We start from the raw sequence: 24,879 nt of genomic DNA on the forward strand, positions 1-24,879 counted from the left end.
TGAAATTATTACTTTTTTATAATTATTCTAATTTACTTCTTCAATGCTGCGATAATCAGATCGCCCATTTCAACGGTGCCGATTGCTTTGCTCTTATCGACAGCGATGTCACCTGTACGGTGGCCAGCGTCCAGCACGGATTTAACCGCATCTTCGATGCATTGTGCTGCTTCCGCGTAACCGAACGTCAAACGGTACATCAGCGCAACCGAAAGGATTGTTGCGATCGGGTTCGAGATGCCTTGACCGGCAATGTCAGGCGCGGAGCCGTGTACCGGCTCGTACAAGCCGAAGCTGCCTTCGCCAAGCGAAGCGGAGGAAAGCATACCGATGGAGCCTGTCAGCATAGCTGCCTCGTCACTGATGATATCGCCAAACATATTCTCCGTTACGATAACGTCGAAGCTCGAAGGGCGGCGAAGCAATTGCATGGCGCAGTTGTCGACCAGTACGTGTTCAAGCTCAACATCCGGGTACTCAGGAGCGATCCGGTTTACTACTTCGCGCCACAGACGGGAAGTTTCCAGTACGTTTGCTTTATCGACAGACGCCAGCTTCTTACGGCGAGTTTGGGCAATTTCGAAGCCCTGGCGAGCAATACGCTCAACTTCTTGAACGTTGTAAACGCAAGTATCTACTGCTTCTTCACCGTGCGCGCCTTCGCGGCGGAATTTCTCACCGAAGTAGATGCCGCCTGTCAGCTCGCGCACAACGATCAGGTCTGTGCCTTCAAGCACTTCCGGCTTCAATGTAGAAGCTTCCATCAAGCAGTCAAATACGTTAGCCGGGCGAATGTTCGAGAACAAGCCAAGCGCTTTACGAATGCCGAGCAAGCCGGTTTCCGGGCGAAGCTCCTTCGGATTGTTATCCCATTTCGGTCCGCCCACTGCTCCAAGCAGAACAGCATCGGCATTCTTACAAATGTCGAGTGTTTCTTGCGGAAGCGGAGTCCCTTTCTCGTCGATCGCGATCCCGCCGAACAAGCCATGCTCAAACTCGAATTGGAAGCCGAACAGCTCCTCTGTTTTCTTCATTACTTTAATCGCTTCGCCAACAACCTCCGGTCCAATTCCGTCACCGGCGATAACTGCAATCTTTTTCACGTCTGCCATGTCTGATTGACTCTCCTTTTATTCAGGACTTGAGAAGAACCCCTTGTCACCAGCCTTGTGCGGCGCGTAAGTCTCTTCTATTGCCATCCTTTGATTATGATTCTCAGTCTACTCCTAGTTGTACCATAAGAAGCCGACAATGACAAAGATATGAAAGCTATGACTTTTATAGGCTGAGTGTATAAGCCTCGATTTATGTACATGCAAACCCATTAAATTAACCGAATGCTGCATGCCCAATCCCGATCGTCACGCAAACCAATCATGCTCAGCCGAATACCGGGAGAAAGTTGCATCTCAAGAAATCTAACGAACCACTGAGGCCTTATTTGCGAAGATATAGCCTCTCGAAATTTCTAACGAACCACTGAAGCCTTATTTAGCCGAAAAAGGCTGTTGGGAGCGATGATTGGGCCGAATAAGACCTGTACGGTTCGTTACAATATACATTTGATCAAAATGGGGCAAATAAGGCCTCCTGGGTTCGTTAGCGTTACGGAGAGGGAACTTTAAAATAAGTCATTGTCCTTCGCGCGCTGAGCCGCTTCTTTGCTGCTCTTGCCGCCGAGCTTGCGCAGGATGTTATTCACATGGTTCTTGACCGTGCGCAGCGAGAGAAATGATTTCTCTGCGATCTGCGTCTGACTGTAGCCTTCGTGAATCATCGACAGCAGCTGAACCTCCGATGGCGTCAACTTCCGTTTGAACTTATCCGTTTCGTACTCCCGCTCGAGCTTCTTGAGCCGCCTGAACTCTTCGAGCATCAACTTTGCCGCGGAGCCGTCTATCGCCGACCGATCCTCTGCCGCTTTGCGCACAGCACTTGGAATCGAAGTAAAGTCCGACTTCACCAAATAATTGACCGCACCGGCACGGAATGCCTCCACGACAAAAGCGCGATCCTCCATCGAGGTAAGCATAATCACGCGCGCATTCGAAGCGACCGACAGCTCCGCTGCCAGCCGTAATCCCTCCGGACTGTCTGCCAGCATAATATCAAGCAGAATGACATCCGGATTCCGCTCAGCCACAACAGTGAGTGCCGCATCCGCATGATCAGCTTCGCCGACGACTTCCATATCCGGCTCCCCATTCAAATAGGCGATCAGTCCTCTGCGCCAGTCCGGATCGTCCTCGACCAGCACGATCGAAATTGCTTTCTCGCTCATCTCTGTGCTCCTTTCACCCGTTTAACCGCTTTAAAATGAAACCGGACCACCGTGCCGACTCCCGCCTCGCTGCTGATACGCAGCTCCCCGCCTTGGCGGCTCATCAGCTGGGCACAGTACGCCAGTCCCAGCCCGAAATTCATCGCTTTCCCGCTCTTCGTCGTGAAGAACGGCTCAATGACTTTCCTCAGATGCGAGCGCTCGATACCTGCGCCCGTATCGCTGATCTCGATCGTGCTGCCGCGTTTGCCTCCGATCACGGTGACGGCTAAGTTCCCGCCGCCGGGCATCGCATCGAGTGCATTTTGCAGCACATTATGTATCGCTTCCGACGTTTGCTCCGCATCGGCAATTGCCAGCGCTTGCTCGTCGTAGTGCACAGTTACGCCGATGCCGCGGCTGCTTGTTTGCTCCTCAAGCATCGCCAGCTGAACGCGTACCAGCTCTGTCAGTCGAACCTCCTGCAGCTGCAGACGCAGCTCCTGCGTCCGTTCATGCACGCTGCGAATCATCGCTTCAATATGTCCGGCCGCTGTGCTGATAACGCTCAGATCGCTGCGCAGCTCCTCATTCGCGCCTGCTTCGCGGTTCATTTTATCGGTAAACAGTTTGATTTTCCCGATATCGTTCTTGATCGCATGGTTCAGCATAGCTGTACCGCTCGTAATCGCCCGCAGCGAGTAATTCAATTGCCTGCGCTCAATGAGCAGCTGAACACCAAGGAACCCGAAATTAAACAGAGCAAAGATGAAGATAACGAAAGCAATGCTGATCGGCCATACATTATACCTCCAGAGTCCATATAAGCCGAACAGCGGCATAATGAAATTCATCGTCAGCGCGATGAGTACAGCCGGCAGCACCGCGATTAAGAGCACCGCATGAGCGCGGCGCTCCGCCGGATGCACATGCGATTTGGTCAGCACCAGTATCGCGCCGATGATGAAATACGGGATCGCCCAGATGGCGAGTATATTGTAATGCACGGGATACGACTCCGCTATTGGCAGCGCGAGCATCCCGAGCGGCAGGATAGCCGCTGCTGCCGGCAATCTGCGAGAAAGCACCGCCGGTACTCGTTCCGAATTATAGGCTGCCCCAAAGCACAGAAATCCGAAAGGCAATCCGTAGTAGCTTGTCCAAGAGCACGTGCGCTGGATGATCCGCAGCACATGCTCGCCCGATGCATCGATATCTTGATTGGCCAGCATGGTGGTAATCCAGCCTTCCAGCACGGATGCCAGCGCTCCCATTCCACCGCAGAAGGCAACTAGGCTCAGCCAGCGGCCGGCAGCATTCCTCCGATTCGCCGACATAAGCAGCACTGAAGTAATCCATAGCACAATCCACACGAACAGCATCGATTAACGTTCCCCCAATCGGCACAGCGCGCTCGCATCTCAGGCTTCGGACCTGAGGCGACGACGAATGTCGATTTTTCTATATTATAGCATGGCTGCAGCTGATTGGTTTGCGTATCCATTCGGGTACGCAGCATTCAGCTAATCGGATTGGTTTGCGTATCCATTCGGGTACGCAGCATTCAGCTAATCGGATTGGTTTGCGTATCCATTCGGGTACGCAGCATTCAGCTAATCGGGTTGGTTTACGTATACAATCGAGGTTGGTTAACCCCACTAACACAAAAAAACGCCCTGACAGGCCGATAATCGGCCGCCAGAGCGTCATTCACTCTACAAACTAGATCAAGCTCATTTTGTCGCGTCTGCCCGGGGACTTCCGCTTCTCTACGAGACGGTTCAATGCGTCGATGTAAGCACGCGCGCTCGCTTCCAAAATATCCGTGCTGAGGCCGCGGCCTTGAGCGGATACTTCATCTTGCTTCAGCACAACATGCACCTCGCCAAGCGCATCTTTACCATGCGAAACGGATTTGATGGAGTAATCCTCCAGCTCCACCGTTTCCGCCGTCAGCGCATCGATTGCGTTGTAAATCGCATCCACGGAGCCATTGCCTTCTGCGGATTGCTCTTTCACTTCGCCTTCCGCAGTGCGAACGCGGATCGTAGCATTAGGTACGGATTTGTTGCTATAGCTGACTTCGATCGTCTCAAGCGAATACACCTCAGGCGTATCGGTGAGTTTCTCTTCCAGCATCGCGCGAATATCTTCGTCCATGACGTTCTTCTTCTTGTCCGCCAGGTCTTTGAATTTCGCGAAAGCTGTGTTTACGGCTTCGTCATCAAGCTCATAGCCAAGGTCAATCAGCTTCTCACGGAAAGCAGCACGTCCGGAATGCTTGCCAAGCACGAGCTTGGAATCACGCAGACCGATCGACTCCGGAGAGATGATTTCGTATGTCGTTTTCTCTTTCAGCATGCCATCCTGATGGATACCAGACTCATGCGCAAACGCATTCGCGCCTACGATGGCCTTGTTGCCAGGGACAACCATGCCCGTCAGCTTGCTCACAAGACGGCTTGTTTTCGCAATTTCCTTCAGGTTGAGCGACGTTGTCGCACCGAAGTAATCCGCACGCGTAGCAAGCGCCATTGCAACCTCTTCGAGTGCCGTGTTGCCGGCGCGTTCGCCGATTCCGTTGATCGTACCCTCGATTTGATCCGCACCGTTTAGAATCGCTGCCAGTGCATTAGCTGTCGCCATGCCAAGATCGTCATGGCAGTGTGCGCTGAGCTGAATTTTCTCGATGCCCGGCACCTGCTCCTTGAGCGTCTTGAAGATATGACCATACTCGGACGGATTCATATAGCCAACCGTATCCGGAATATTGACAACCGTTGCGCCTGCACGAATCGCCATGTCCGTAACCTGACACAAGAAATCAAGCTCCGTACGGCCCGCATCCTCAGGCGAAAATTCGATTTTGCTAAAATATTGCTTCGCATAACGGATCGCACGTTCCGCTGTCTCCAGCACTTGATCCTTCTCCATACGCAGCTTGTGCTTGCGATGAATCGGGCTGGTCGCAAGGAACAAATGAATACAAGGGTCTTGAGCGCCTTTGAGCGCTTCAACTACCGCATCAATGTCCTGCTCGCGGGAACGCGACAGGCCGATGACAGAGGCATTCTTGACGGCACGCGCAACGGCATTAACCGCTGCAAGATCGCCCGGAGACGCAGCCGGGAAGCCGGCTTCGATCCGATCGACACCAAGCTTCTCCAGTTGGTACGCAATCTCAACCTTTTCTTTCGTGTTGAGGTTAACGCCCGGAGATTGCTCGCCGTCACGAAGCGTCGTATCGAAAATATAGATTTTACGCATTAGTTACACCTCGGACTCAAGAATAATCCCGGATAGCGAAACGGCCCTGACGCCTCCAGAATGGAGACGCAGGGACCGGTCACTTTATCCGGGTATGCATATTTATACATTCAACCGCAGAATGCTCGCATTCGAAACGTCTGGAATGCTAACCAATCTGCATAACCGGTTACGCGGATAATGCCTTATTATTTCTTGATCCAGTGCATCAATTCACGAAGTTGTCCGCCAACCACTTCGATTGGGTGTTGTGCTTCGTTACGGCGAGTAGCCGTCATAAATGCATTGTTGGATTGGTTTTCCAAGATGAAGTCGCGAGCGAATTTACCTTGTTGGATATCTGTAAGAACAGCTTTCATAGCTTTCTTCGTCTCGTCAGTTACAATGCGAGGACCAGTTACATAGTCGCCGTATTCAGCTGTATTGGAGATGGAATCACGCATAGTGGAAAGGCCGCCTTCATACATCAGGTCAACGATAAGCTTCAGCTCATGCAGACACTCGAAGTATGCCATTTCCGGAGCATAACCTGCTTCAACAAGCGTTTCGAAGCCCGCTTTAACAAGTGCAGTTGCGCCGCCGCAAAGTACCGCTTGCTCGCCGAACAGATCGGTTTCTGTTTCTTCGCGGAACGAAGTTTCGATAACGCCTGCACGAGTACAGCCGATACCTTTTGCGTATGCAAGACCGATAGCTTTTGCATTGCCGGTAGCATCTTGCTCGATTGCGATAAGACCAGGTACGCCAAAGCCTTCAACATAAGTACGGCGAACCATGTGGCCCGGGGACTTAGGAGCAACTAGCAATACATCTGTGTCTTTACGAGGTTTGATTTGGCCAAAGTGAACGTTGAAACCGTGGGAGAACATCAAAGCTGCGCCTTGTTTCAGGTTCGGCTCGATTTCTTCTTTGTAAACGCGGGCTTGCGTTTCGTCAGGCATCAAAATTTGTACAACATCAGCAAGTTTTACAGCTTCGCCAACGGACAATACTTCAAAGCCGTCGTTTTTAGCTTTCTCAGCAGATTTACCAGCGCGAAGGCCGATAATTACTTTCAGACCGCTGTCACGAAGATTTTGTGCTTGAGCATGACCTTGGGAACCGTAACCGATAACTGCGATTGTTTTGCCTTGCAGAACGCTTTGGTCTGCATCTTTCTCATAGTACAATGTAACTGCCATGTGAATGTTGCCTCCTTTAATTTAACCCTTTTGAGCGGGTGTTACAGAAGGGACTTCGTCCGAAAAATTCGAACCGGAAAACAATGCGGATTCCCTCGCTCTAACCCCCGCTCAAAAGCGGTTTCGACCTGTTGGTTTTGGTCTGATGATGTACTTGCATGTTTCTTCTAGGTTACCTATGACTAGTTATCTAGCGTTTCCGCGGATCATAGCCGTTACACCTGTACGAGACAGCTCGCGAATGCCATAAGGCTTAAGCAGTTCGATCATCGCATCGATTTTCTCCGTATCGCCTACAACTTGCACCATCAGCGACGTTGTGCCGATATCGACAACAGCGGCGCGGAAGGTTTCAACTACGCCAAGAATTTCAGGGCGGGACGTTGGTTCCGCGCTTACTTTAATAAGCGCAAGCTCGCGGCCAACCATTGGATTGGCGCTCAAGTCCACGACTTTAATAACGTCGATGAGCTTGTACAGCTGCTTGATGACTTGCTCAAGCATCTTGTCATCGCCTGTCGTGACGATGACCATCCGGGACAAGCCGGCTTCCTCGCTTGTCCCTACTGTGATGCTTTCAATGTTGAAGCCACGGCGTCCAAACAAACCGGAAACGCGCTGGAGGACACCTGGCTGATCGTTTACGAGAACTGCTACCGTATGTCTCTTCATCATTCGGAATCCCCCATTAGCATTTGGTCAATTGTGGAGCCTTGTGTAACCATCGGATACACATTCTCATGTTTGCGAACGACAAACTCCACTACTGCCGGTCCCGGATGATTCATAGCTTCTTGCCAAACCGCACGTGCATCTTCTTTATTAGAAGCGCGGAATCCGCGAACGCCGTAAGCATCAGCCAATTTCACAAAATCAGGGCTGCCGGAGAGATCGATATGGCTGTAACGGTTGTCATAAATCAGCTCTTGCCATTGACGAACCATGCCGAGCACCTGATTGTTAATGATAACCACTTTTACCGGAATGTTGTTGATGGCGCAGATCGCAAGCTCTTGCGCGCACATCTGCATACCGCCGTCACCATTAATCGAGATAACAAGACGATCCGGATTCGCCATTTGAGCACCGATTGCAGATGGGAAACCAAAGCCCATCGTACCAAGACCACCGGAAGTTACCCACGAGCGCGGCTGATTGAATTTGTAGTACTGTGCGGCCCACATTTGGTGCTGGCCAACGTCAGTCGTTACAATCGCTTCGCCCTTCGACTCTTCGTAAAGCATTTCGATAACCCATTGCGGCTTCAGCTCTTCATCGGAATCCGTGTAGCTGAAAGGAACTTCCTTGCAGGATTTAGCAAGCTGCTCGCGCCATGCATCGGCTTTCTCCGCATATTTCACTTCTTTGTTAGCGATTTGAAGAACCGTCTTCACATCACCGACAATCGGAATGTCCGTCGGAACGTTCTTGCCGATTTCCGCTGGGTCGATATCGATGTGAACGATCTTCGCTTTCGGCGCGAAGCCGGACAGTTTGCCCGTTACGCGGTCATCGAAGCGTGCACCGATATTGATCAGCAAATCCGCCGATTGAATCGCTGTATTGGCTGTGAACGTACCGTGCATGCCCGGCATGCCGAGCCATAGCTCGTTACCGCTTGGGAATGCGCCTAGTCCAAGCAATGTCGTCGTAATTGGAATACCCGATTTCGTAATGAACTCAAGCAGTTCCTCATGACCGCCGGAGTAAACAACGCCTCCGCCTGCCAATACGATCGGACGCTCAGCTTCCGTGATCGCTTTAATCATTTTCTCAACTTGCAGTTTATTCGGCGTAACCGTTGGGTTATAGCCGCGGATGCTCACTTCCGTTACCGGCTCGAACAATGCAAGCTCGGCGGAAACATCCTTCGGAATATCGATCAATACGGGACCTTTACGGCCGGTATTGGCGATGTGGAACGCTTCATGAATGATACGAGGCAAATCGGCAGCCTTACGTACCAGATAGCTATGTTTCGTAATCGGCATCGTAATGCCGGTGATGTCAGCCTCTTGGAAAGCATCCGTACCGATAAGTGTTGTCGCTACGTTGCCGGTAATGACGACAAGCGGCACCGAGTCCATATACGCAGTTGCGATTCCTGTGACGAGATTCGTAGCTCCCGGTCCTGATGTTGCGATACATACGCCAACTTTTCCGCTAGCCCGCGCATAGCCGTCGGCCGCATGAATGGCGCCTTGCTCGTGACGGGTCAGCAGATGCTGAAAATCCGAAAATCCGTGCATGGCATCATAAATGTACAACACAGCTCCGCCTGGATAGCCGAACACGCACTCCACATCCTCCAGCACCAAGCTGCGAAGCAAAATTTCTGAGCCGGTGATAACCTCCGGTTTTCTCAGGTTTTCCTTAATTTCTTCTTTTGACCTTAACGTTGCATGTTGAGCGACCATTAAGTCGTCCTCCCTTCCTAGGTGAAACGAGTTAGATATTAGAAAAACAAAAAAACCTTTCGTTCCCAGACATCTATTGCGTCTAGGGACGAAAGGTTTAGCTTCCGTGGTACCACCCAAATATGTTATACGCCTCACAGCGAATAACCTCATGAGGTAAGAACGAACCATCGTTCATTACCTTGGCACAATAACGTGTGCCTTACGATTTCCCCTAATACGATCATCGATCTTTTCAGGGAAACAGCTCCGAGGTGAGCTCGTTGGAAAGGGGTATTGGCGTCGGTTTCAGCAGATCCGATCGCTCTCTGGAGCAAAAGAGCCCTTAACACTTCGTCCTCTTCATAGCCGTTTACTTATTAGCTTATCGTTTATTATATGCTCCACAATTTCATTCGTCAAGGACTTGCTACAGCATAATTATAAAAAGTTATGTATACGCCATTCTTAGGCGCGCCTCTCCGCGATTAGCTACATAAGATGAAGAATCATGCGCCATAGTGAAACGGCTGCCGCGCTGAACTTCTTCATCAATAGAATCCACGGAAAGCAGGATGCTCTATGATTCGAGCAAGGCGAGCACGCACGGATGACGAGGAGATCATCCGATTAATCAAAACCGAGCTCATACCGCTTTCGTATACAGCTTCGCCGAAAGATGCGCAAACCATCCGCGAGCTGCCCAAACGTCTAAGCGACGGCGTATCTCTGGTTTATTCACGGTCAAAAAGAAGCATACCGCTTGGCGTCATCCATTACTACACGCGGGGTGACGTACTCCTCTTCGATATGCTCGTCGTCCATCCGCAGCATCGCGGCAAGCAAATCGGCACGCTTCTCATAGCTAAAGCGGAAGCAAACGCCAAAGAAAAAGGCTGCAGCTTCGCCAGATTGTTCGTTGACCATGGAAATCCAAAAGCCCAGCGGCTCTATTCGAGGCTGGGCTATCAGACCGTCCGCTTCATTCATCAGGTTCGCTGCTACGAGATGGTTAAATCATTAGTAACCTAGATTCGTTAGTTCGATAACGGATGCGATTAGTAATATGGGGTATTATTGTAACCGGCAATCGGCTGACAATCGCAGCCGCCGCCCGGACCGCCAAAGCCCGGTCCACCGAAGCCTGGTCCGCCGTAGCCTGGGCCACCAAAGCCCGGTCCACCGAAGCCTGGTCCGTAGCCCGGTCCGTAGCCCGGTCCGCCGAAGCCACCGCCCCAGCCAAAGCCACCGCCGGCGAATAAACCGATCGCAAGCAGATCGAATAATACAAGTGCTATTATCGCTCTCGTTTGAACCTCTTTGCCGTTGCTAAGCGGCATGAGCTGCAATTGATTTTGATGGGCGCGAACGAGTTTACCAGTGACGACAGAACCGTCTTTGCGAACCGCATAGACCGTTTTGCCGACCATCTTCTGAACTTGTTCTTTCGTAACGCGTTGCATAAGGATTTCCCTCCTCAACATAGCTTACAATGCATGTGATTTGCCTCCGACGACAAATGCGCATAGAGGTCATTTATCTCGGAAGTATAAACGGCGTTGTCCTATACTCTATTCACTAGCATCGGAATGCGATTGTACCGCTGTCCATATAGAAAAAAACAAAAAAAGCGCCTTTCCGCTGAGCGGAAGGACGCTTTTATCATAAAACGGTAATCCGAAGACTACGCGTTTACTTTTTGTTTTGCAAGGTTTGCAAATGTGTTGAACGAGTTGATGTCGTTAACTGCAAGGTCAGCAAGCATTTTGCGGTTTACTTCGATGCCCGCAAGTTTCAAACCGTACATGAATTTGCTGTAGGACAGGCCGTTTTGACGAGCTGCAGCATTGATACGAACGATCCACAGTTTGCGGATGTCACGTTTGTGTTGACGACGGTCACGGTATGCGTAAAGCAAGGATTTCATTACTTGCTCTTTTGCTGTTTTAAACAGGCGATGCTTTGAACCGAAATAACCTTTTGCTAGCTTCAAAATTCTTTTACGACGACGTGCGCGGACGAATCCGCCTTTAACTCTTGCCATGAGTAGAAACCTCCCGAGTAATAGTTATACGAATTAGATCGATCTAATTAACCTTTGATGTTTGCCAGGCCTTGTTGCAGACGTTTGAAATCGCCTTTAGCCAGGTTTGGTTGAGTGTTCAGAACACGCTTCTGACGGGACGATTTGCCGGAAAGAAGGTGGTTTTTGTAAGCTTTGTAACGAATTACTTTACCAGTACCCGTAATTTTGAAACGATCTTTCAAACTGCTGTGAGTTTTCATTTTAGGCATGTGGTGTTCCTCCTCAAAGAATGTTAGTTTGTCGGTTTCGGTGCCAAAATCATAATCATACTGCGGCCCTCAAGTTTAGGAACACGCTCCATGACGCACAGATCAGCAACCTCTGTTGCAAGCCGATCAAGAATCTTCTGACCGACCGAAGCATGTGTAATTTCACGCCCGCGGAAACGGACCGAACATTTCACTTTATCGCCTTCACCCAGAAACTTTACAACATTGCGGAATTTGGTTTGGTAATCGTTCTCGTCGATGTTAGCACGGAACCAAACTTCCTTCGTGTCTACAATCTTCTGATTCTTGCGAGCTTCTTTTTCTTTCTTTTGCTGCTCATAACGGAATTTGCCATAGTCCATAATCCGGCACACCGGCGGTTTCGCTGTCGGTGCAACGTTCACTAGGTCCAAGTTCAAATCGATTGCCAATTGCAGTGCCTCGCGGAAAAGCTTGATGCCTAGTTGTTCGCCTTCAGCACCGACTACACGCACTTCTCTGGCCCGAATTTCATCGTTGATTTGATGTTCCCTGCTAATAACCTGCCACCTCCAAAAAATTATGAATCACGCAAGCAAAAATCAAAAAATGCGGATCCGCTCGGGACCCGCATTCCAATAATCAAGATTGTTGGCTGTTCAAGCAGCTGTTAAGCTGAAGCCTGTTCCAATCATCGATCGCGAACCATTCGGCCATCGCCGAGTAGGTGAGAAGCGGGTGCCTCTACTTGTGCGTATACATGTGTGAATAAGTCTGTAAGACATGTTACTGAAATACTATAGCATAGCCTATTCAGGAATGTCAAGCTTCGATTAACGAAGCTGACTGGAAGCTCGCTAGACCTGTTTGCTCTGCACTTCTTCCAAGCGAAGTACACGCGTATGCTGCGTATGGCTCCATTGCTTGTTGTTTTGCGTGAAGAATGCGTAGCATGTGATCGGCAGCCAGGAAAGCTGGAATATCACCATAGAGAACAGATGTGCATACATTTTCCCTGAGCGGATGCCTTCAAGCATCATTACGAGCGGGAACATGACTACTGTAGCAACAATCGCAACACCTGCTACCCAATACGGCAAGTAGTAGTAGATGGATGAAAAAGCATTCTTCGCCGGGATGATATTATCCATCCACAGCAGTGCCGTAACCAAGAAGCCGATAAATGTGTTGTAAACCGAGATCGAGTACAGCGCCGCATCAAACTTCACGAAGCTGCGTTCTTTGATACTTGCCCATAGCAGCGGGAAGAAATAACTGCGAGCTACGGTAAAGTGACCTTGCATCCAGCGCAGACGCTGTCTGGAAGAAGCTTTGAAGCTAAGCGGCTTCTCGTCGTACACTTTCGCATCGTAATTCAAGACCGGATGAATGCCGCGTTTCACGCAGCGCATCGAGAACTCCAAGTCTTCAACGAGACTTGTTGCACCCCAGCCCATTTCTTTCATGAGCGCGGTATCAAAGCACATGCCCGTGCCGCCAAGATAGTTGGCCATGTTCAAGTTTCTGCGGGACAGCTGCCACAACCGGTTGCAATACCAGTATGTGATAGCATAAGAAGCCGTAACCCAGGAATCCGTTGGGTTCTTCGTATCCAAGTAGCCTTGGATAACTTTGTGGCCTTCGCATAGATCATTGTTCATATGAATCAAGAAGTCGTTGCCGACCAAGTTATCTGCGTCGAACATCACGATGGCATCATACTGACGGGGCATTGCCCACAATTCCTTCAGCATCCATTCGATCGCATGGCCTTTGCCGCGCAGATGCGGGTTCTTACGCTCGCATGCTTGCACGCCATAGCTGCGGACGATTTCTGCCGTGTTGTCCGTGCAGTTGTCGCAAATGACGAAGATATCGTAAAGTTCCTTTGGATAATCCAGCTTTTTTAAGTTTTCAACAAGCGCTCCGACTACCTGTGCTTCATTGTGCGCAGCGACCAGCACGGCAAAGGATTTCTGCGGTGCATGCTTCACTTCCTTACGTTTCCTTACAATACCGAACAGGGAAATGCTGAATTGATAAACGCCGACAAACGCCAAAAAGATTTGAAACATAATAATGATTGTATTAACCATTATTTTTTACTACCCCCTTGAGACCCCATTTTTATATTCTCTCTAGTTTTGTTTGATCTCGCTGTCAGTCAATCGCGGCTCTTTTTTTTTATATTCCGCAACCCTACTGATTTTCCACACAATTTGTCCTTTTGTCAAAAGTAGAAATCGTCGCTTAATCGCCAAGAAGTCGAAGAAAAGCGCTTGCATTGGGTGTTGACGGGACTGATACCTTGTTTTCGTCCGTTTCACCCTTATTTTCAGCCATTTACGATAAAAACATGTTTCTTTTTCAATAAACGAATTGAATTGGCAAAGGTTTCATGTTAATTAACCCCTAGTGTGACGATTTGTTGAACTCGGGACTTCGCTTTCCGCTTGCCGGAACCTCATGAGAAGCTCTTCGAATATGGCATCCCAGGATTGTCTGAGGCTATGTGCCAATCCCCTCGCCGTGAATCGTTTGCGAAGCTCAGGGTTACGATACATGCGTTCCAGCGCCGCACTGAAGGCGTTTACGTTACCGGCCTCGCACCTCAAACCGCTCCACTCGTGGACAACCGTATCCACCACGCCTCCCGTATCCGCGCAGATGACAGGCGTACCGCAAGCCATGGCTTCCAATACGACATTGCCGAAAGTTTCGGTGGGCGACGGAAATAGCATGACATCCGCTGCCGCATACCATTGCTGAAGCGCCGGCATCGCCGTAAATCCAAGAAAGCAAGTCGAAATCCCTTCGCGGACTGCTTGCTGCTTCAAGGCATTCATGGATGGACCGTCGCCAGCTATAACGAATACGGCGTCTTTACACACCTCTCGCTGAAACTTTGCAAATGCGGCAATCGCGCAATCCACGTTCTTTTCAGGTGCAAGTCTGCCTACATAAAGCACGATGAAGCGATCCTTCGGAATGTGATACTGCGCCAGCAGCGCGGCTCTATCCACGTTCGGATGAAAGCTCTTCGTATCCATTCCCCGCGTCCAAACGGCTAAACGCTGTTCATCCCACCCCCGTTCCTTCAGCTCAAGAAGCGTCGATGCGGAGGGTACGAAAATGAACCTGCATTCCTGATGAAACCATTCCATATACCTCCATAACATCTTAACCATCCAACGGGTATTGTAAAACGCCAAATAGCGGTCAAAATGTGTATGATAGGAAGCAACCAGCGGTATTCGGTGTTTATGCGCGTAACGAATGCCGCAAAGCCCAAGATTGAATGGCGTCGCTACATGTATAATTGTAGGTCGGAAAGCTTGCAAAGTGCGATGAATATGAATCGGATTCGGCAGCGCAAGGCGGCATTCAGGATAGAGGAAAAATGGCATGCTGGCAAACCGTGTGACCATAGATTCAGGTTGTTCATGCGTGGCAGCAGCAGGTTGAGGAGCGAAAACAAGGCATGGAATATCGCGGCGGCGCAGGTACTTCTCCCACCGCTCGAGCGTTCGTGCCACTCCGTTAACCTCAGGAGTGTAAGTATCCGTAAATAAAGCAAGACGCATCGGTCATCGCCTCCATCCGCCAGTACCGCTTATATGCGCGGCCAGCTTGTGGAGCCAGTTTACACGAGTTGTATTACCAATGTATCAATGCCAAATGAAGAGTACGTGAAGAATGATGATAGGTAGCTTGTACGATCCAATGCTTATATTGAAGCATTAAATTTACTTCATAATCGGCTATTTATTCGTTAATACGGCAGAAACAATTCCAACCTATACTTGATTTGCAGGCGGCAAGTGCTTGGTAGCTTGCAGCCGGTGAATAGGCGTGACATTTGCATACAACCAGGAGGAGGATTCACGTGGTCAATGTCGTGTTCTGGGCTTTAACACAGGAGCAGCGCTTATTATTATGGGCTAATCGCAGATCGGCGCACAGAGCTGTCAATCGGTTGTTAGGGGGATGGCTGGGGACGATTACCCATGCAGGCGGGGCAACGTTCACTTTACTGACTGCATTGCTATGCGGTCTGGCCGCCCCCGGTATATGGGCAACCGCCGGCTGGCAGGCTTTAGTCGCCACCATAATCAGTCATATTCCCGTTGCCATCATGAAGCGTAAATTCAGCAGACTCCGTCCCTATCAAGCATTGAGCAGTGTGCATGTATGCAAAAAGCCGCTGCGCGACTCCTCGTTTCCTTCGGGTCACACAACGGCTATATTCGCTTGGCTCTTGCCTTGGCTTATGGCCGAAACCACAATGCTGCCGATCATTCTGCCGGCAGCGATCATCCTCGGTGTATCCGTTGGCTGGTCAAGAATGTATCTCGGCCTTCATTACCCTTCCGATATTGCGGCAGGTGCCGTAATTGGCTCGTTCGTCTCGTTGTCTGTATCCGCAGCTTGGTCGCTCTTCTGAGCAGCGGCCAGCTTGGCCTCTTTATGGGCCGCGATCGCCTTCTCGCCGATCACAACCTCGACGCGGTGAATATTGTTGCCCTTCTCGACGAACTTCGCTTCATATTCCGTCAGCACGAGATCATCGCGGAGCGTTTCTTTATGAAGATGAAGCGAGATATTGCGCATGTGCAGTTCCATGTCTGCGAAGCTGTTGAGCGAGAATTCGAATAACAGCTGCGAATCCGTCTTGAAATGGATCTCCCCGTATTCATTTAGAATCTCCATATACTTCTTCACGAAGCGCGGGTGCGTCAGTCTTCTGCGCCCGTGCTTTGCTTTGGGCCATGGATCGCTGAAATTCAAGTGGATGCGCTGAATTTCCCCAGGCGCAAACATCTCTTCAATGCCTTCAATATTCGCACGCAGCAGTGCGAGGTTCGGCGGTTGCGTTACGCCTTCCTTCTCCCATGCTAACCTCGCTTTATCACTTGCACGGCGAATCAACTCATCGTACATATCAACGCCGATGAAATTAATATGAGGGTTCCGAACGCTCATGTCGCTGATAAACCGGCCTTTCCCCATTCCGAGCTCCACATAGATCGGGTTATCGTTGCCGAAAAATTCACGCCAGCGTCCTTTATGAGGAGCAGCATCCAGCACCACAAGCTCCGGCTGTGCTTCCAAGCTCTCCAGTATTCCTTTTCTTCCTCTAAGACGCATAATAATTGATTCCTCCATTGTGAAATGCTGAATGCCGTACGAGCAACCGCTCATCCAAGCCAATCAGCGTTGCCAAATGCTGTACGAGCATTCAGCGCTACTAAACTTATTGTGCCCAAATCCGCATCACTTGTAAAGTCGCGGCCAGGCGGCCATACCCAGTTCCTGAGCATATAAAAAGCCGAGGGCGCAGTTAGCGCCTTCGGCTGAAGTTCATTCTGATGCGAATAGCCTTGTTTAGTTGAGCAATTGGTTCTGAGCGGTCTCTTGCGATTCCAAGATGTCGTGCAGCTTCTTCCGAGCGGAAACCTCAACATTATGATTACCGTAAAAACGGATACCTGCGAGGGACATAAGCTCTTTTCTCGTTAATTCGACCGTAACTTTCTCGTCACCATGCGGAATTTTAACTTGTGAATCCATTCCTCATCACCTCAACTTGATTATTTTCAAGCGCATTTCCAGAAAATCGACCTGCTATGACAAGTGGTTGGAAGAGGGTTAAAAGTAGTGTTTTTGCTGTTCTGTCGCACTTTTAATATAACACTTCATGTTAGGTTTAGCAAGCCCTTTTCTAATCTTTTTTACAGCATTGCGCCTATTTTGAAACCGCTTTTTTGCTTCTAATAAAGTGCGAAAGAGTCGCCGCTTACACCCTCAACGTAGCGTTTTGTCTCTTTTTTCGTTATGATTGGGGATATAAGATTTAATAAAAGCAAGAGGAGCCTACCAATGAAAGTGCAAACTCAGCCGGATGCCGACTCCCTACAGCCTAGCCTGTGGAGCGACAAAAGGTTTCATACATGGAATAACGAAATGCGAGAGCAATTCGGGGGCAAAGTGTTCAAGGTTATGCTGGATGCCGGCTTTACCTGCCCGAACCGTGACGGGAAGATCGCGACAGGCGGCTGTACGTTCTGCAGTGCACGGGGCTCAGGTGATTTTGCGGGCAGCCGCAGAGACGACTTAGTGACCCAATTTAATAACATCAGAGACTTGCAGCATCAGAAATGGCCGGAAGCGCAATATATCGGGTATTTCCAAGCGTATACGAATACGTATGCGCCCGTTGAAGAGCTGCGGGAATATTACGAGGCGATCCTCGTTCAGCCCGGCGTTGTCGGCTTGTCCATTGCAACACGGCCGGACTGCTTGCCAGATGATGTCGTCGATTATTTGGCTGAACTGAATGAGCGGACTTATCTGTGGGTCGAGATGGGACTTCAAACGATCCATGAGTCCACTTCCACGCTGATTAACCGCGCGCATGATACGGCCTGCTACGAGGATGCGGTTAAGCGCCTACGGGCACGCGGCATCCGCGTTTGTGCGCATATTATTTACGGCCTGCCTCAGGAAACGCATGAAATGATGCTCGATACCGGCAAAGCTGTTGCGGCTATGGATGTGCAGGGTATTAAAATCCACCTGCTTCATCTTATGCGCAAGACGCCGATGGTCAAGCAATATGAAGCAGGCCTACTCCGCTTCCTGGATCAAGACGAATATGTGAAGCTGATCGTTGATACGCTGGAGCTGCTGCCGCCGGAGATGATTGTTCACCGGCTTACGGGCGACGCGCCCCGCGATCTGCTGATCGGTCCGATGTGGAGTCTTAAGAAATGGGAAGTGCTGAACGCGATCGACCGCGAGCTGACCACGCGCAACACATGGCAAGGCCGCTTGTGGGAGGCGCAGTAGGATGGGTTTCCTAAGCGTACTCAGCATGGCTCATAAGCTCGTCAAGGAGCGTGTCTCGCCTGGCGACATCGTCATTGACGCGACCTGCGGCAACGGCGTAGATACGCTATTCCTGGCTGAGCTCGTTGGCCCGCGCGGGACCGTCTATGCCTTCGACATCCAGGAGGAGGCGCTGGAGCGGACGAAGCAGCGATTGAACGGAAGCGCAGCAGGCGACGGGCATGTGGCGGCGGACAAGCCCCATTCACAGCAGCATGCTCCGGCTAAGGCAGCGCTCCACCTCGTTCATGCGAGTCACGCCGATATGGTGTCGCATCTCTCTGCCGATGCGTACGGAAAGGCGGCTGCGGTGATGTTTAACCTCGGCTATCTGCCCGGCGCGGATCCGTCCGTCATTACGACGCCTGATGGCACACTCGCCGCTCTCGAGGCCGCACTTTCAGCCCTTCGGCCTTCCGGCATCGTGACCGTCGTGCTTTATCCCGGCCACCCCGGCGGCGCCGAGGAAGCCGATGCTGCCCTGCAATGGGCATCCGCGCTGCCTCAGTCGCTGGCGCAGACGGTGGTGTACCGTATGGCGCAGAAAGCAGAGGCACCTTATTTACTTGCAATCGAGAAAAGGCAAACGTAAGACAAGCTAGCTTCGCAGCTATACTAGATTAGCCAAATTATGAGGAGGTTGCTATTCATGGCAGTTCGTAAACTTGAGCATGTTGGCATTATGGTTTCGGATTTGGAGAAGTCGATCGCTTTCTATACCGAGATTGTTGGTTTGAAATACCTTTACACCTTGAAGCATTCCAACAATGTTATCCGCCTTGCTTTCTTGGCCGGTACCGATGGCGAGGAATCCGAAATCGAACTGATCGAAGGCTATGACGGCCAATTGTCAGATGAAGGTCGCACGCATCATGTTGCATTCTCGGTCGACGATGTGGATGCAGAATTCAAACGCATCACGGATCTTGGCGTCCCGCTTAAAGATACCGAAATTACAATGCTGCCGAATGGCGCGCGTTATTTCTTCTTCTATGGCCCTGATGGCGAATTCCTAGAAATGTTCCAGCCTGCTGCACAACCGCAAGCCTTATTGTAGTTTGAGGAAACCAGGAAGTTTAGACAGAGGAGTGATTCGATTGACACAGACTTACCCATTGCAATTTAAACCCGAAATGAAAGAACGGATCTGGGGCGGCCGCGCGCTGGAGCAATTCGGCCTTGAGCTCCCGGAAGGCTCCATCGGCGAAGGCTGGATGATCGGCGACCATCCGAACGGCACAACCAAAGTCATGAACGGCGAACTGGCCGGACTTGGACTGGACGACATCCGCGAGAAATACGGACGTGAATATTTTGGTACAAAAGGCTTCACCGAGCATGGTCGTTTCCCGCTCCTGATCAAGCTGCTGGATTGCAATGACGATCTGTCCATCCAAGTGCATCCTACCGATGCTTATGAAGGACTGCCTAAAGGTGAGCTTGGCAAAACCGAAATGTGGTACATACTGGCTGCAGAGCCCGGCGCCAAAATCATTTATGGTCTCAAAGAAGGCGTAGACCGCGCGGCCCTTGCTTCTGCCATTGAAGAAGGCCGCGTCATGGATTGCCTGCAAGAAGTACCGGTCGAAGCCGGAGATGCGTTCTACATCCCGGCGGGTACAGTTCACGCGCTGTGTGCGGGCGTTGTAGTCGCTGAAATTCAGCAAAACTCCGACACTACTTACCGGGTGTTTGACTACAATCGTCCGGGTCTGGATGGCAAGCTTCGCGAGCTTCACGTCGAGGACTCCCTCAACGTTACTGCTTACGAAGGCGCAGGGGCGAGCCGCATGAAGACCGATTCGATCGGCGACAATGAATGGCTCACCATCGCGGAATCCCCTTATTTCGTCGTTGAGAAAGGGCTTGTACGCGCGCCTTGGAGCCTGACCACGACACCAGAATCATTTGTCATTCTGGTCATTGCTGAAGGAACCGGCTCGCTGAGCTGGGATGGCGGCACGCAAGCGGTTAAAGCAGGCGAATGCTTCTTGCTTCCCGCAAGCCTTGGCAGCTATGAGCTGGACGGCAGCATGACCGTTCTGCGCAGCGTTACGCCTTAATACGAACAATGAAAAGGCCCACCCAAAAGTGTGAAAGACGACTTTTGCGTGGGCCTTTTTTGTTAGGAGTGGTGGAGTGAAAGTTAATCTGCTGCACACCTTTAGTTATTCCGAAACAAATGCTGCTTCATATGCAACATTTTCGCTCTCCAAACAGCTTATGCTCCGCTATTGTTGCTGAATAGGCAACATTTTCGCTGCTTTTGGGTATCCCATGGCCAATTCTAGATGAAATGTTGCATAATGCGCGGCATACTCACTACTACAGCGCATAAACACGGCATTTGTTGCATGATAGGCAACATTTTCGCTGATGCCGAGCACCTGAAGGTTTCAGCGAAAGGAACGGGTTGTCCAGTTGACTACGCGAAGCCCCTGCCTCATACCTTGATAACAAACGGAGCAACAAGCACCTTCCCCTGGTACTGAAACTGTGCCCATAGCTTATACAACCCCGCCTTAGGGAACTGTGTATGAAACATCACGCTTGAGCTCGAGCCTGAGCTCATCCCGGTAACGGCATGTACATGCAAATACTGCGTGGCACTTTCATCCAGGATGACGCAATGTCCCGCTGTCCCCAGATAAGGCTCCAGCTTTATGGACTTTCCGGTAGCGGCATCCTTCAACGTAAAGTTAAGCATCGCCATTTCCCCTGCCTTCATTTCCTTCATGTCAGGCATTCCGGTGAGGGTAACCTCTACGCCGGAAACGATCGTTTGCATGGACTCGCTAACCGATAGCTTCTCTCTTGCCGGCTCCGTACCGCCAACCGTGAGCCACTTTTTATATACCGTAAGCCCAGCGTCATCCGGCATAAATTCCGAAATGAGCAGAAACCGGCCGCCATGCGGGAAGCTCAGCCTCACCTTGAATTTCCCTTGTCCTTCATGAACGGGATGCACATGCGAGAACATGGTTAAATCTGCGCTCACCACAATGAGATGCATCAGCTTCGTCATATCCTCGGTGAAGCGCTCCACCGGTACACCGGACGGATCAAGCACTTGCAGTTCCAATTCAATCTCCCGCCCGCTCTCAACCGACTTCTCTTCGGCTACAATCAACTTATATCCCCGGTCAGACACATTGGCCATCTGATCCTGCTGCAAATAGTGAAGCAAACCTCTGGTCGGCGGATCAATCTCAACATTGCGAAGTGGTTTGGCTGTGCAGCCGCCTAGGAGTAACACTACTAAACCGCCGATAGCCAGCCATCTCGGCATTAAGCTCCCTTGCCGCATCCGGGCGGCTACCCTTTCCCTTTCGAAGCGGACAGGAAATGAACGCCCAGCGAAAGTAACGTCGCCTCTACAATTGAGCCTGACCATAGCTCCGCCGACCATCCGATGCCATCCACCGCATTCATGTACCCGTAATAAAAGCCCCACAGCGCAATCGGCAGTGCCCCTGCGATGATCCGCTGCGCCCACATTCTGCCTTCGCCGCCGGCCTTCAAATAGTGATAAAGCAGATCACCCAGCAGACCCGCAGCACCTGCAATAATAATCGACTGGTAATACACGAACCCGTCCAGTACATTCATCATCGTCGTGATCATCGCAAACAGCAGCGTTATGGTGCCGAATGGCAGCTGCCACCGTTTCATGAGCAGAAACACCGGATACATATAGATAAGCGTATCCAGCAATATGTAGGTTAGACCGCGCATCTCGTTACTTTCAGACACGATTCCGCCATTAAAGTGACTGACATACCAGTCTACGACAGCGGCTGCCGGCAAATTGTAACGGAACGTCCAGGCGTACATGAGGAAGAAGCTCACGGCACCGACGGTAATGACCAGGGATAGAAATGCAGGCGTGAACTCCACCCAGCTTGGTTTTGTCATTTTCTCATTATGCCAGCTGGCCCGAAACGGACTCGATAGTATCAAGATCCCGCCTAACAGCAGCATCAGATGCGAGGGACTCAGCAGCGCCGCCGTACTTTGTTCAATACCGAACACAATATGCCAGTACATATCGAACAGTCCGCCAAGCAAGAAGATCGCAACGCCGATTAAACCGAGCCCGTAACCGACCGGTGCAGCCTTCAACCAAGGCGCGCCGGTCGTCCGCTTGGAGCGGTACAGCAGCCAGCACATCCAAATCGCCGAAACCATAAAACCGGAATACAGAATCGCATGCCATGGGGTAAAGAACGTTTCGACGACCCCGTGATTATGAGCAAATCCATCCACGAAAATACCGCCGATCAGCCAAATGCCAAATACGATCGTCCAATAATCTTTCGCCGTGCTTACTCGTACTACGCGTGTATTCATTGCTTGCATCGGAACTGGTTGCATAGCGCGTCCCTCCGGATTTGTCATTTCGCAAAAGCTGAAAACGCCTTCACCATCTTGTCTTATTGTACTATGCGGAATTGCTTTCCCACTACTGGGCCGGCTAAAAAAAGAAGACCGCCGTTTAAACGGCAGCCTTCTTCTCCTTCTTCCAAACGCCTCTTCGTTCCAGCAACGCCACAATAGCCGCAGCAGCAAATATCGTTAATAGACAGACGAGCGGATAACCATAACGTCCGAAGGTAATAAATGGTAGATGAATGAACCAATAATAGAGAAAGGGCAGCAGCACCGGCAAAATCAGCTTCAGACGTCTGCGGAAGCCTATCACGACGAGCCCTGCGAAACCAACAAGCACATACAGCCCGTGCACCACGTTGATTGCCGGTCTTGGCAAACCCGGTACCGGCTTGGAGTAGAACGGACTCTCGAAGAGCTGGATGGACTTCCCGACCGTAAACCAGTATGCATAATCGTATGTGTGATGCTTGAAGCCATACGCAATAACGCGCTGCGCAGCCCGTTTCTCCGCGCTGTCGCTGCCCGAGAAGAGCTTCTGATCCTTGTACTCCGGATATTGCTCGAAGAATCCTTTTGGCGGATTGGCCCGTTTGATCAGCGCTCCCAGCAGCATAGGATTACCGGTAGACTTGGTGAATGGAATAAATTCATGAAAGTCGACGTAGTTGCGAACCCACCACGGCGAGAGCAGCAGCATGCTGCACACCCCAACGATAGCGGTATACTTAAAAATTTCCATCCAGCTGTAACGCTTCACCAGCCATATGATCAGCAAGCAGATCGGAATCAGTGCGCATTGCGGTTTGACATAACAGGCGAGCCCCAGCATAATGCCCACAAACACGTAGGCAGATGCCTTTCTACGCTGCAACGCATAAATCATGCTGCAAATCAGCAACAAAAAGAGCAGTTTAAACGTCGATTCCGTTAGAATCGCACCGGAGGCAAACAAATTGGGCACATAAAGCGCATCAAGCAGTACAGCCACGACAGCGACGCGTCTACCCAGCATTTCACGGGCAATGATGAAAATAAGATAAACCGAGGCCGCTTGCATCAAGCACTGGAGCAAACGGAAGCTCATCACCGCGGCATCGCGATCCAGAAACGACATAAATCCGCTAAGCACAACCGGAACCACCGGCATGATATAGTTGGTCGGGTTCATGCCGCTGTTATACACAAGCGTATGATGCTCGAGCAGAACCTGCGCGGCATGTACATATTTGACATCATCATTGTTGCGTTTCTCATAGGAACCAAGCAGGAAATGGTCGCCGAGCGACAAGACCGTAATCACATGGATGAGTAAAACCGACGCCATTAGAATCCAAACGAACTTCCGCATCCGGGACGTTTCGGACCGTAGTGAAAACAAAGCATAACTCCCTTTCCAATTAACTGGTATTCTATAAAGGACCGTTTTCTATTATACTATAAAAGATTTGTTGAAAAGCAAGCCGCGTTTCTAGAAGGATGGGAAAGAAGGTAATTCGATATGCAGCAACAACGTAGCAGTGATATATTGGTCATTATTCCTGCCTACAACGAAGAAGATACGCTTGCCCGCACCGTGCAGGAGCTCAAACGACACACCCCCTATGATTTTGTCGTGATAGATGACGGTTCTAAGGATCGTACGCCTGAGATCATTCGCAGAGAGGGATTTCCGTCCCTTCGCCATGCGGTGAATCTCGGAATCGGCGGCTCTATGCAAAGCGGCTACAAGTATGCGGACCGCGGCGGCTATAAATATGCGATTCAACTGGATGCGGATGGGCAGCATCGACCTGCCGACATCGAGAAGCTTGTAAACGAAATTACAAGCCATGACTATGACATGGTCATTGGCTCGCGTTTTGTCGAGCAGAGCAGCTACAAGGGAAGCCTCTCCCGCCGACTCGGGATTTTCTACTTTCACTGGCTCATTCGGATGCTGACAGGCGTACCGGTCTACGACCCTACTTCCGGCTTCCGCATCGTCGGACGCCGGGCCATCGAGCTGTTCTCACGCACCTACCCGACGGATTATCCGGAAGTTGAAGTGCTCGTCAGCTTGTCCAAGCGAGGTTATAAGCTCAAAGAGATCAGCGTGGAAATGCGCAACCGCCAAGGCGGCTCCTCCTCCATCAACTGGTCCAAATCGATTTATTATATGATGAAGGTTACGATGTTCTCGCTTATTCGCAAAAGCTTCTCTTAAACGAAAGGATTCCTCGAG

General features: G+C 50.7%; 25 protein-coding genes. 7 read left to right on the top strand and 18 right to left on the bottom strand.

Annotation, left to right across the window (positions count from 1 at the left end):
* Positions 1 to 32: 32 nt before the first annotated feature.
* The 7 genes from leuB to ilvB form a co-directional block, all read right to left on the bottom strand.
* Positions 33 to 1,112 carry a 3-isopropylmalate dehydrogenase gene (leuB, locus tag AC6ESO_RS15100; protein ID WP_494820104.1) on the bottom strand — a complete coding sequence of 360 codons (1,080 nt, stop codon included), beginning with the start codon at positions 1,110 to 1,112 and terminating at the stop codon, positions 33 to 35.
* Between the two features lie 509 nt (positions 1,113 to 1,621).
* The gene (locus AC6ESO_RS15105; protein ID WP_497092057.1) at positions 1,622 to 2,281 is read right to left on the bottom strand and encodes a response regulator; all 660 of its coding nucleotides are present in this window, start codon (positions 2,279 to 2,281) and stop codon (positions 1,622 to 1,624) included.
* Positions 2,278 to 3,642, bottom strand: a complete 1,365-nt coding sequence (locus tag AC6ESO_RS15110) for a sensor histidine kinase (protein ID WP_497092058.1) — start codon at positions 3,640 to 3,642, stop codon at positions 2,278 to 2,280. The genes AC6ESO_RS15105 and AC6ESO_RS15110 overlap by 4 nt, the downstream gene beginning before the upstream one ends.
* Before the next feature lie 340 nt (positions 3,643 to 3,982).
* Positions 3,983 to 5,527: a 2-isopropylmalate synthase gene (locus AC6ESO_RS15115; RefSeq protein WP_494820107.1), complete on the bottom strand. Its 1,545-nt coding sequence runs from the start codon at positions 5,525 to 5,527 to the stop codon at positions 3,983 to 3,985.
* Between the two features lie 188 nt (positions 5,528 to 5,715).
* Positions 5,716 to 6,708 (bottom strand): ketol-acid reductoisomerase, encoded by a 993-nt coding sequence (gene ilvC / locus AC6ESO_RS15120; protein WP_091212692.1) that lies wholly within the window; start codon positions 6,706 to 6,708, stop codon positions 5,716 to 5,718.
* Positions 6,709 to 6,894: 186 nt separating this feature from the next.
* On the bottom strand, positions 6,895 to 7,383 hold the full coding sequence (gene ilvN / locus AC6ESO_RS15125; RefSeq protein ID WP_494820108.1) for an acetolactate synthase small subunit: 489 nt from the start codon (positions 7,381 to 7,383) through the stop codon (positions 6,895 to 6,897).
* Positions 7,380 to 9,125 (bottom strand): biosynthetic-type acetolactate synthase large subunit, encoded by a 1,746-nt coding sequence (ilvB, locus tag AC6ESO_RS15130; protein ID WP_494820109.1) that lies wholly within the window; start codon positions 9,123 to 9,125, stop codon positions 7,380 to 7,382. Before ilvB ends, ilvN begins: the two co-directional genes overlap by 4 nt.
* 561 nt (positions 9,126 to 9,686) lie before the next feature.
* On the opposite strand from ilvB, the gene AC6ESO_RS15135 reads away from it, so the two are divergent.
* Positions 9,687 to 10,136, top strand: a complete 450-nt coding sequence (locus tag AC6ESO_RS15135; RefSeq protein WP_494820110.1) for a GNAT family N-acetyltransferase — start codon at positions 9,687 to 9,689, stop codon at positions 10,134 to 10,136.
* Between the two features lie 26 nt (positions 10,137 to 10,162).
* On the opposite strand, the gene AC6ESO_RS15140 is transcribed toward AC6ESO_RS15135, so the two are convergent.
* From AC6ESO_RS15140 to AC6ESO_RS15165, 6 genes are all read right to left on the bottom strand, one after another.
* Complete coding sequence (locus tag AC6ESO_RS15140) at positions 10,163 to 10,588, bottom strand: hypothetical protein (RefSeq protein WP_497092059.1); 426 nt, start codon at positions 10,586 to 10,588, stop codon at positions 10,163 to 10,165.
* Positions 10,589 to 10,788: 200 nt separating this feature from the next.
* Entirely contained in the window at positions 10,789 to 11,148 is a 360-nt protein-coding gene (gene rplT / locus AC6ESO_RS15145) for a 50S ribosomal protein L20 (protein WP_090977446.1), read from the bottom strand.
* Between the two features lie 47 nt (positions 11,149 to 11,195).
* Entirely contained in the window at positions 11,196 to 11,399 is a 204-nt protein-coding gene (gene rpmI / locus AC6ESO_RS15150) for a 50S ribosomal protein L35 (protein ID WP_090576365.1), read from the bottom strand.
* Positions 11,400 to 11,422: 23 nt separating this feature from the next.
* Positions 11,423 to 11,920 carry a translation initiation factor IF-3 gene (gene infC / locus AC6ESO_RS15155; protein ID WP_143111540.1) on the bottom strand — a complete coding sequence of 166 codons (498 nt, stop codon included), beginning with the start codon at positions 11,918 to 11,920 and terminating at the stop codon, positions 11,423 to 11,425.
* Positions 11,921 to 12,235: 315 nt separating this feature from the next.
* Positions 12,236 to 13,474: a glycosyltransferase family 2 protein gene (locus tag AC6ESO_RS15160; RefSeq protein ID WP_497092060.1), complete on the bottom strand. Its 1,239-nt coding sequence runs from the start codon at positions 13,472 to 13,474 to the stop codon at positions 12,236 to 12,238.
* Between the two features lie 309 nt (positions 13,475 to 13,783).
* Entirely contained in the window at positions 13,784 to 14,962 is a 1,179-nt protein-coding gene (locus AC6ESO_RS15165; RefSeq protein WP_497092061.1) for a glycosyltransferase family 4 protein, read from the bottom strand.
* Between the two features lie 302 nt (positions 14,963 to 15,264).
* On the opposite strand from AC6ESO_RS15165, the gene AC6ESO_RS15170 reads away from it, so the two are divergent.
* Positions 15,265 to 15,822, top strand: coding sequence for a phosphatase PAP2 family protein (locus AC6ESO_RS15170; protein ID WP_497092062.1), 558 nt, complete (start codon positions 15,265 to 15,267; stop codon positions 15,820 to 15,822).
* On the opposite strand, the gene trmB is transcribed toward AC6ESO_RS15170, so the two are convergent.
* Together trmB and AC6ESO_RS15180 are read right to left on the bottom strand one after the other, a co-directional pair.
* Positions 15,741 to 16,526, bottom strand: coding sequence for a tRNA (guanosine(46)-N7)-methyltransferase TrmB (trmB, locus tag AC6ESO_RS15175; protein ID WP_497092063.1), 786 nt, complete (start codon positions 16,524 to 16,526; stop codon positions 15,741 to 15,743). The two genes, AC6ESO_RS15170 and trmB, sit on opposite strands and share 82 nt — an antisense overlap.
* Before the next feature lie 237 nt (positions 16,527 to 16,763).
* A complete protein-coding gene (locus AC6ESO_RS15180; RefSeq protein WP_475781205.1) occupies positions 16,764 to 16,949 on the bottom strand; it encodes a hypothetical protein in 186 nt (61 codons plus the stop codon).
* A gap of 309 nt (positions 16,950 to 17,258) precedes the next feature.
* Between AC6ESO_RS15180 and mnmL the strand changes: the two genes are divergently transcribed.
* From mnmL to AC6ESO_RS15200, 4 genes are read left to right on the top strand one after another with little or no spacing between them, the layout of a single operon-like run.
* Entirely contained in the window at positions 17,259 to 18,227 is a 969-nt protein-coding gene (gene mnmL, locus AC6ESO_RS15185) for a tRNA modification radical SAM protein MnmL/YtqA (protein WP_497092064.1), read from the top strand.
* A gap of 1 nt (position 18,228) precedes the next feature.
* Entirely contained in the window at positions 18,229 to 18,858 is a 630-nt protein-coding gene (locus AC6ESO_RS15190; protein ID WP_497092065.1) for a tRNA (mnm(5)s(2)U34)-methyltransferase, read from the top strand.
* A gap of 57 nt (positions 18,859 to 18,915) precedes the next feature.
* Positions 18,916 to 19,323 carry a VOC family protein gene (locus tag AC6ESO_RS15195; RefSeq protein WP_494820118.1) on the top strand — a complete coding sequence of 136 codons (408 nt, stop codon included), beginning with the start codon at positions 18,916 to 18,918 and terminating at the stop codon, positions 19,321 to 19,323.
* A 40-nt stretch (positions 19,324 to 19,363) separates the two neighbouring features.
* A complete protein-coding gene (locus AC6ESO_RS15200; RefSeq protein WP_497092066.1) occupies positions 19,364 to 20,329 on the top strand; it encodes a type I phosphomannose isomerase catalytic subunit in 966 nt (321 codons plus the stop codon).
* A 380-nt stretch (positions 20,330 to 20,709) separates the two neighbouring features.
* Here AC6ESO_RS15200 and AC6ESO_RS15205 read toward each other — a convergent pair whose 3' ends face one another.
* The 3 genes from AC6ESO_RS15205 to AC6ESO_RS15215 form a co-directional block, all read right to left on the bottom strand.
* Positions 20,710 to 21,555: a DUF8832 domain-containing protein gene (locus AC6ESO_RS15205; protein ID WP_497092067.1), complete on the bottom strand. Its 846-nt coding sequence runs from the start codon at positions 21,553 to 21,555 to the stop codon at positions 20,710 to 20,712.
* Between the two features lie 26 nt (positions 21,556 to 21,581).
* Complete coding sequence (locus tag AC6ESO_RS15210) at positions 21,582 to 22,640, bottom strand: hypothetical protein (RefSeq protein WP_497092068.1); 1,059 nt, start codon at positions 22,638 to 22,640, stop codon at positions 21,582 to 21,584.
* A 121-nt stretch (positions 22,641 to 22,761) separates the two neighbouring features.
* Positions 22,762 to 24,036 carry a glycosyltransferase family 39 protein gene (locus AC6ESO_RS15215; protein WP_497092069.1) on the bottom strand — a complete coding sequence of 425 codons (1,275 nt, stop codon included), beginning with the start codon at positions 24,034 to 24,036 and terminating at the stop codon, positions 22,762 to 22,764.
* Between the two features lie 120 nt (positions 24,037 to 24,156).
* Here AC6ESO_RS15215 and AC6ESO_RS15220 point away from each other — a divergent pair, with 120 nt between their 5' ends.
* Positions 24,157 to 24,861, top strand: a complete 705-nt coding sequence (locus AC6ESO_RS15220; protein ID WP_494820123.1) for a glycosyltransferase — start codon at positions 24,157 to 24,159, stop codon at positions 24,859 to 24,861.
* Positions 24,862 to 24,879: the final 18 nt, after the last annotated feature.

It is taken from the genome of Paenibacillus rhizoryzae (genome assembly GCF_059686995.1).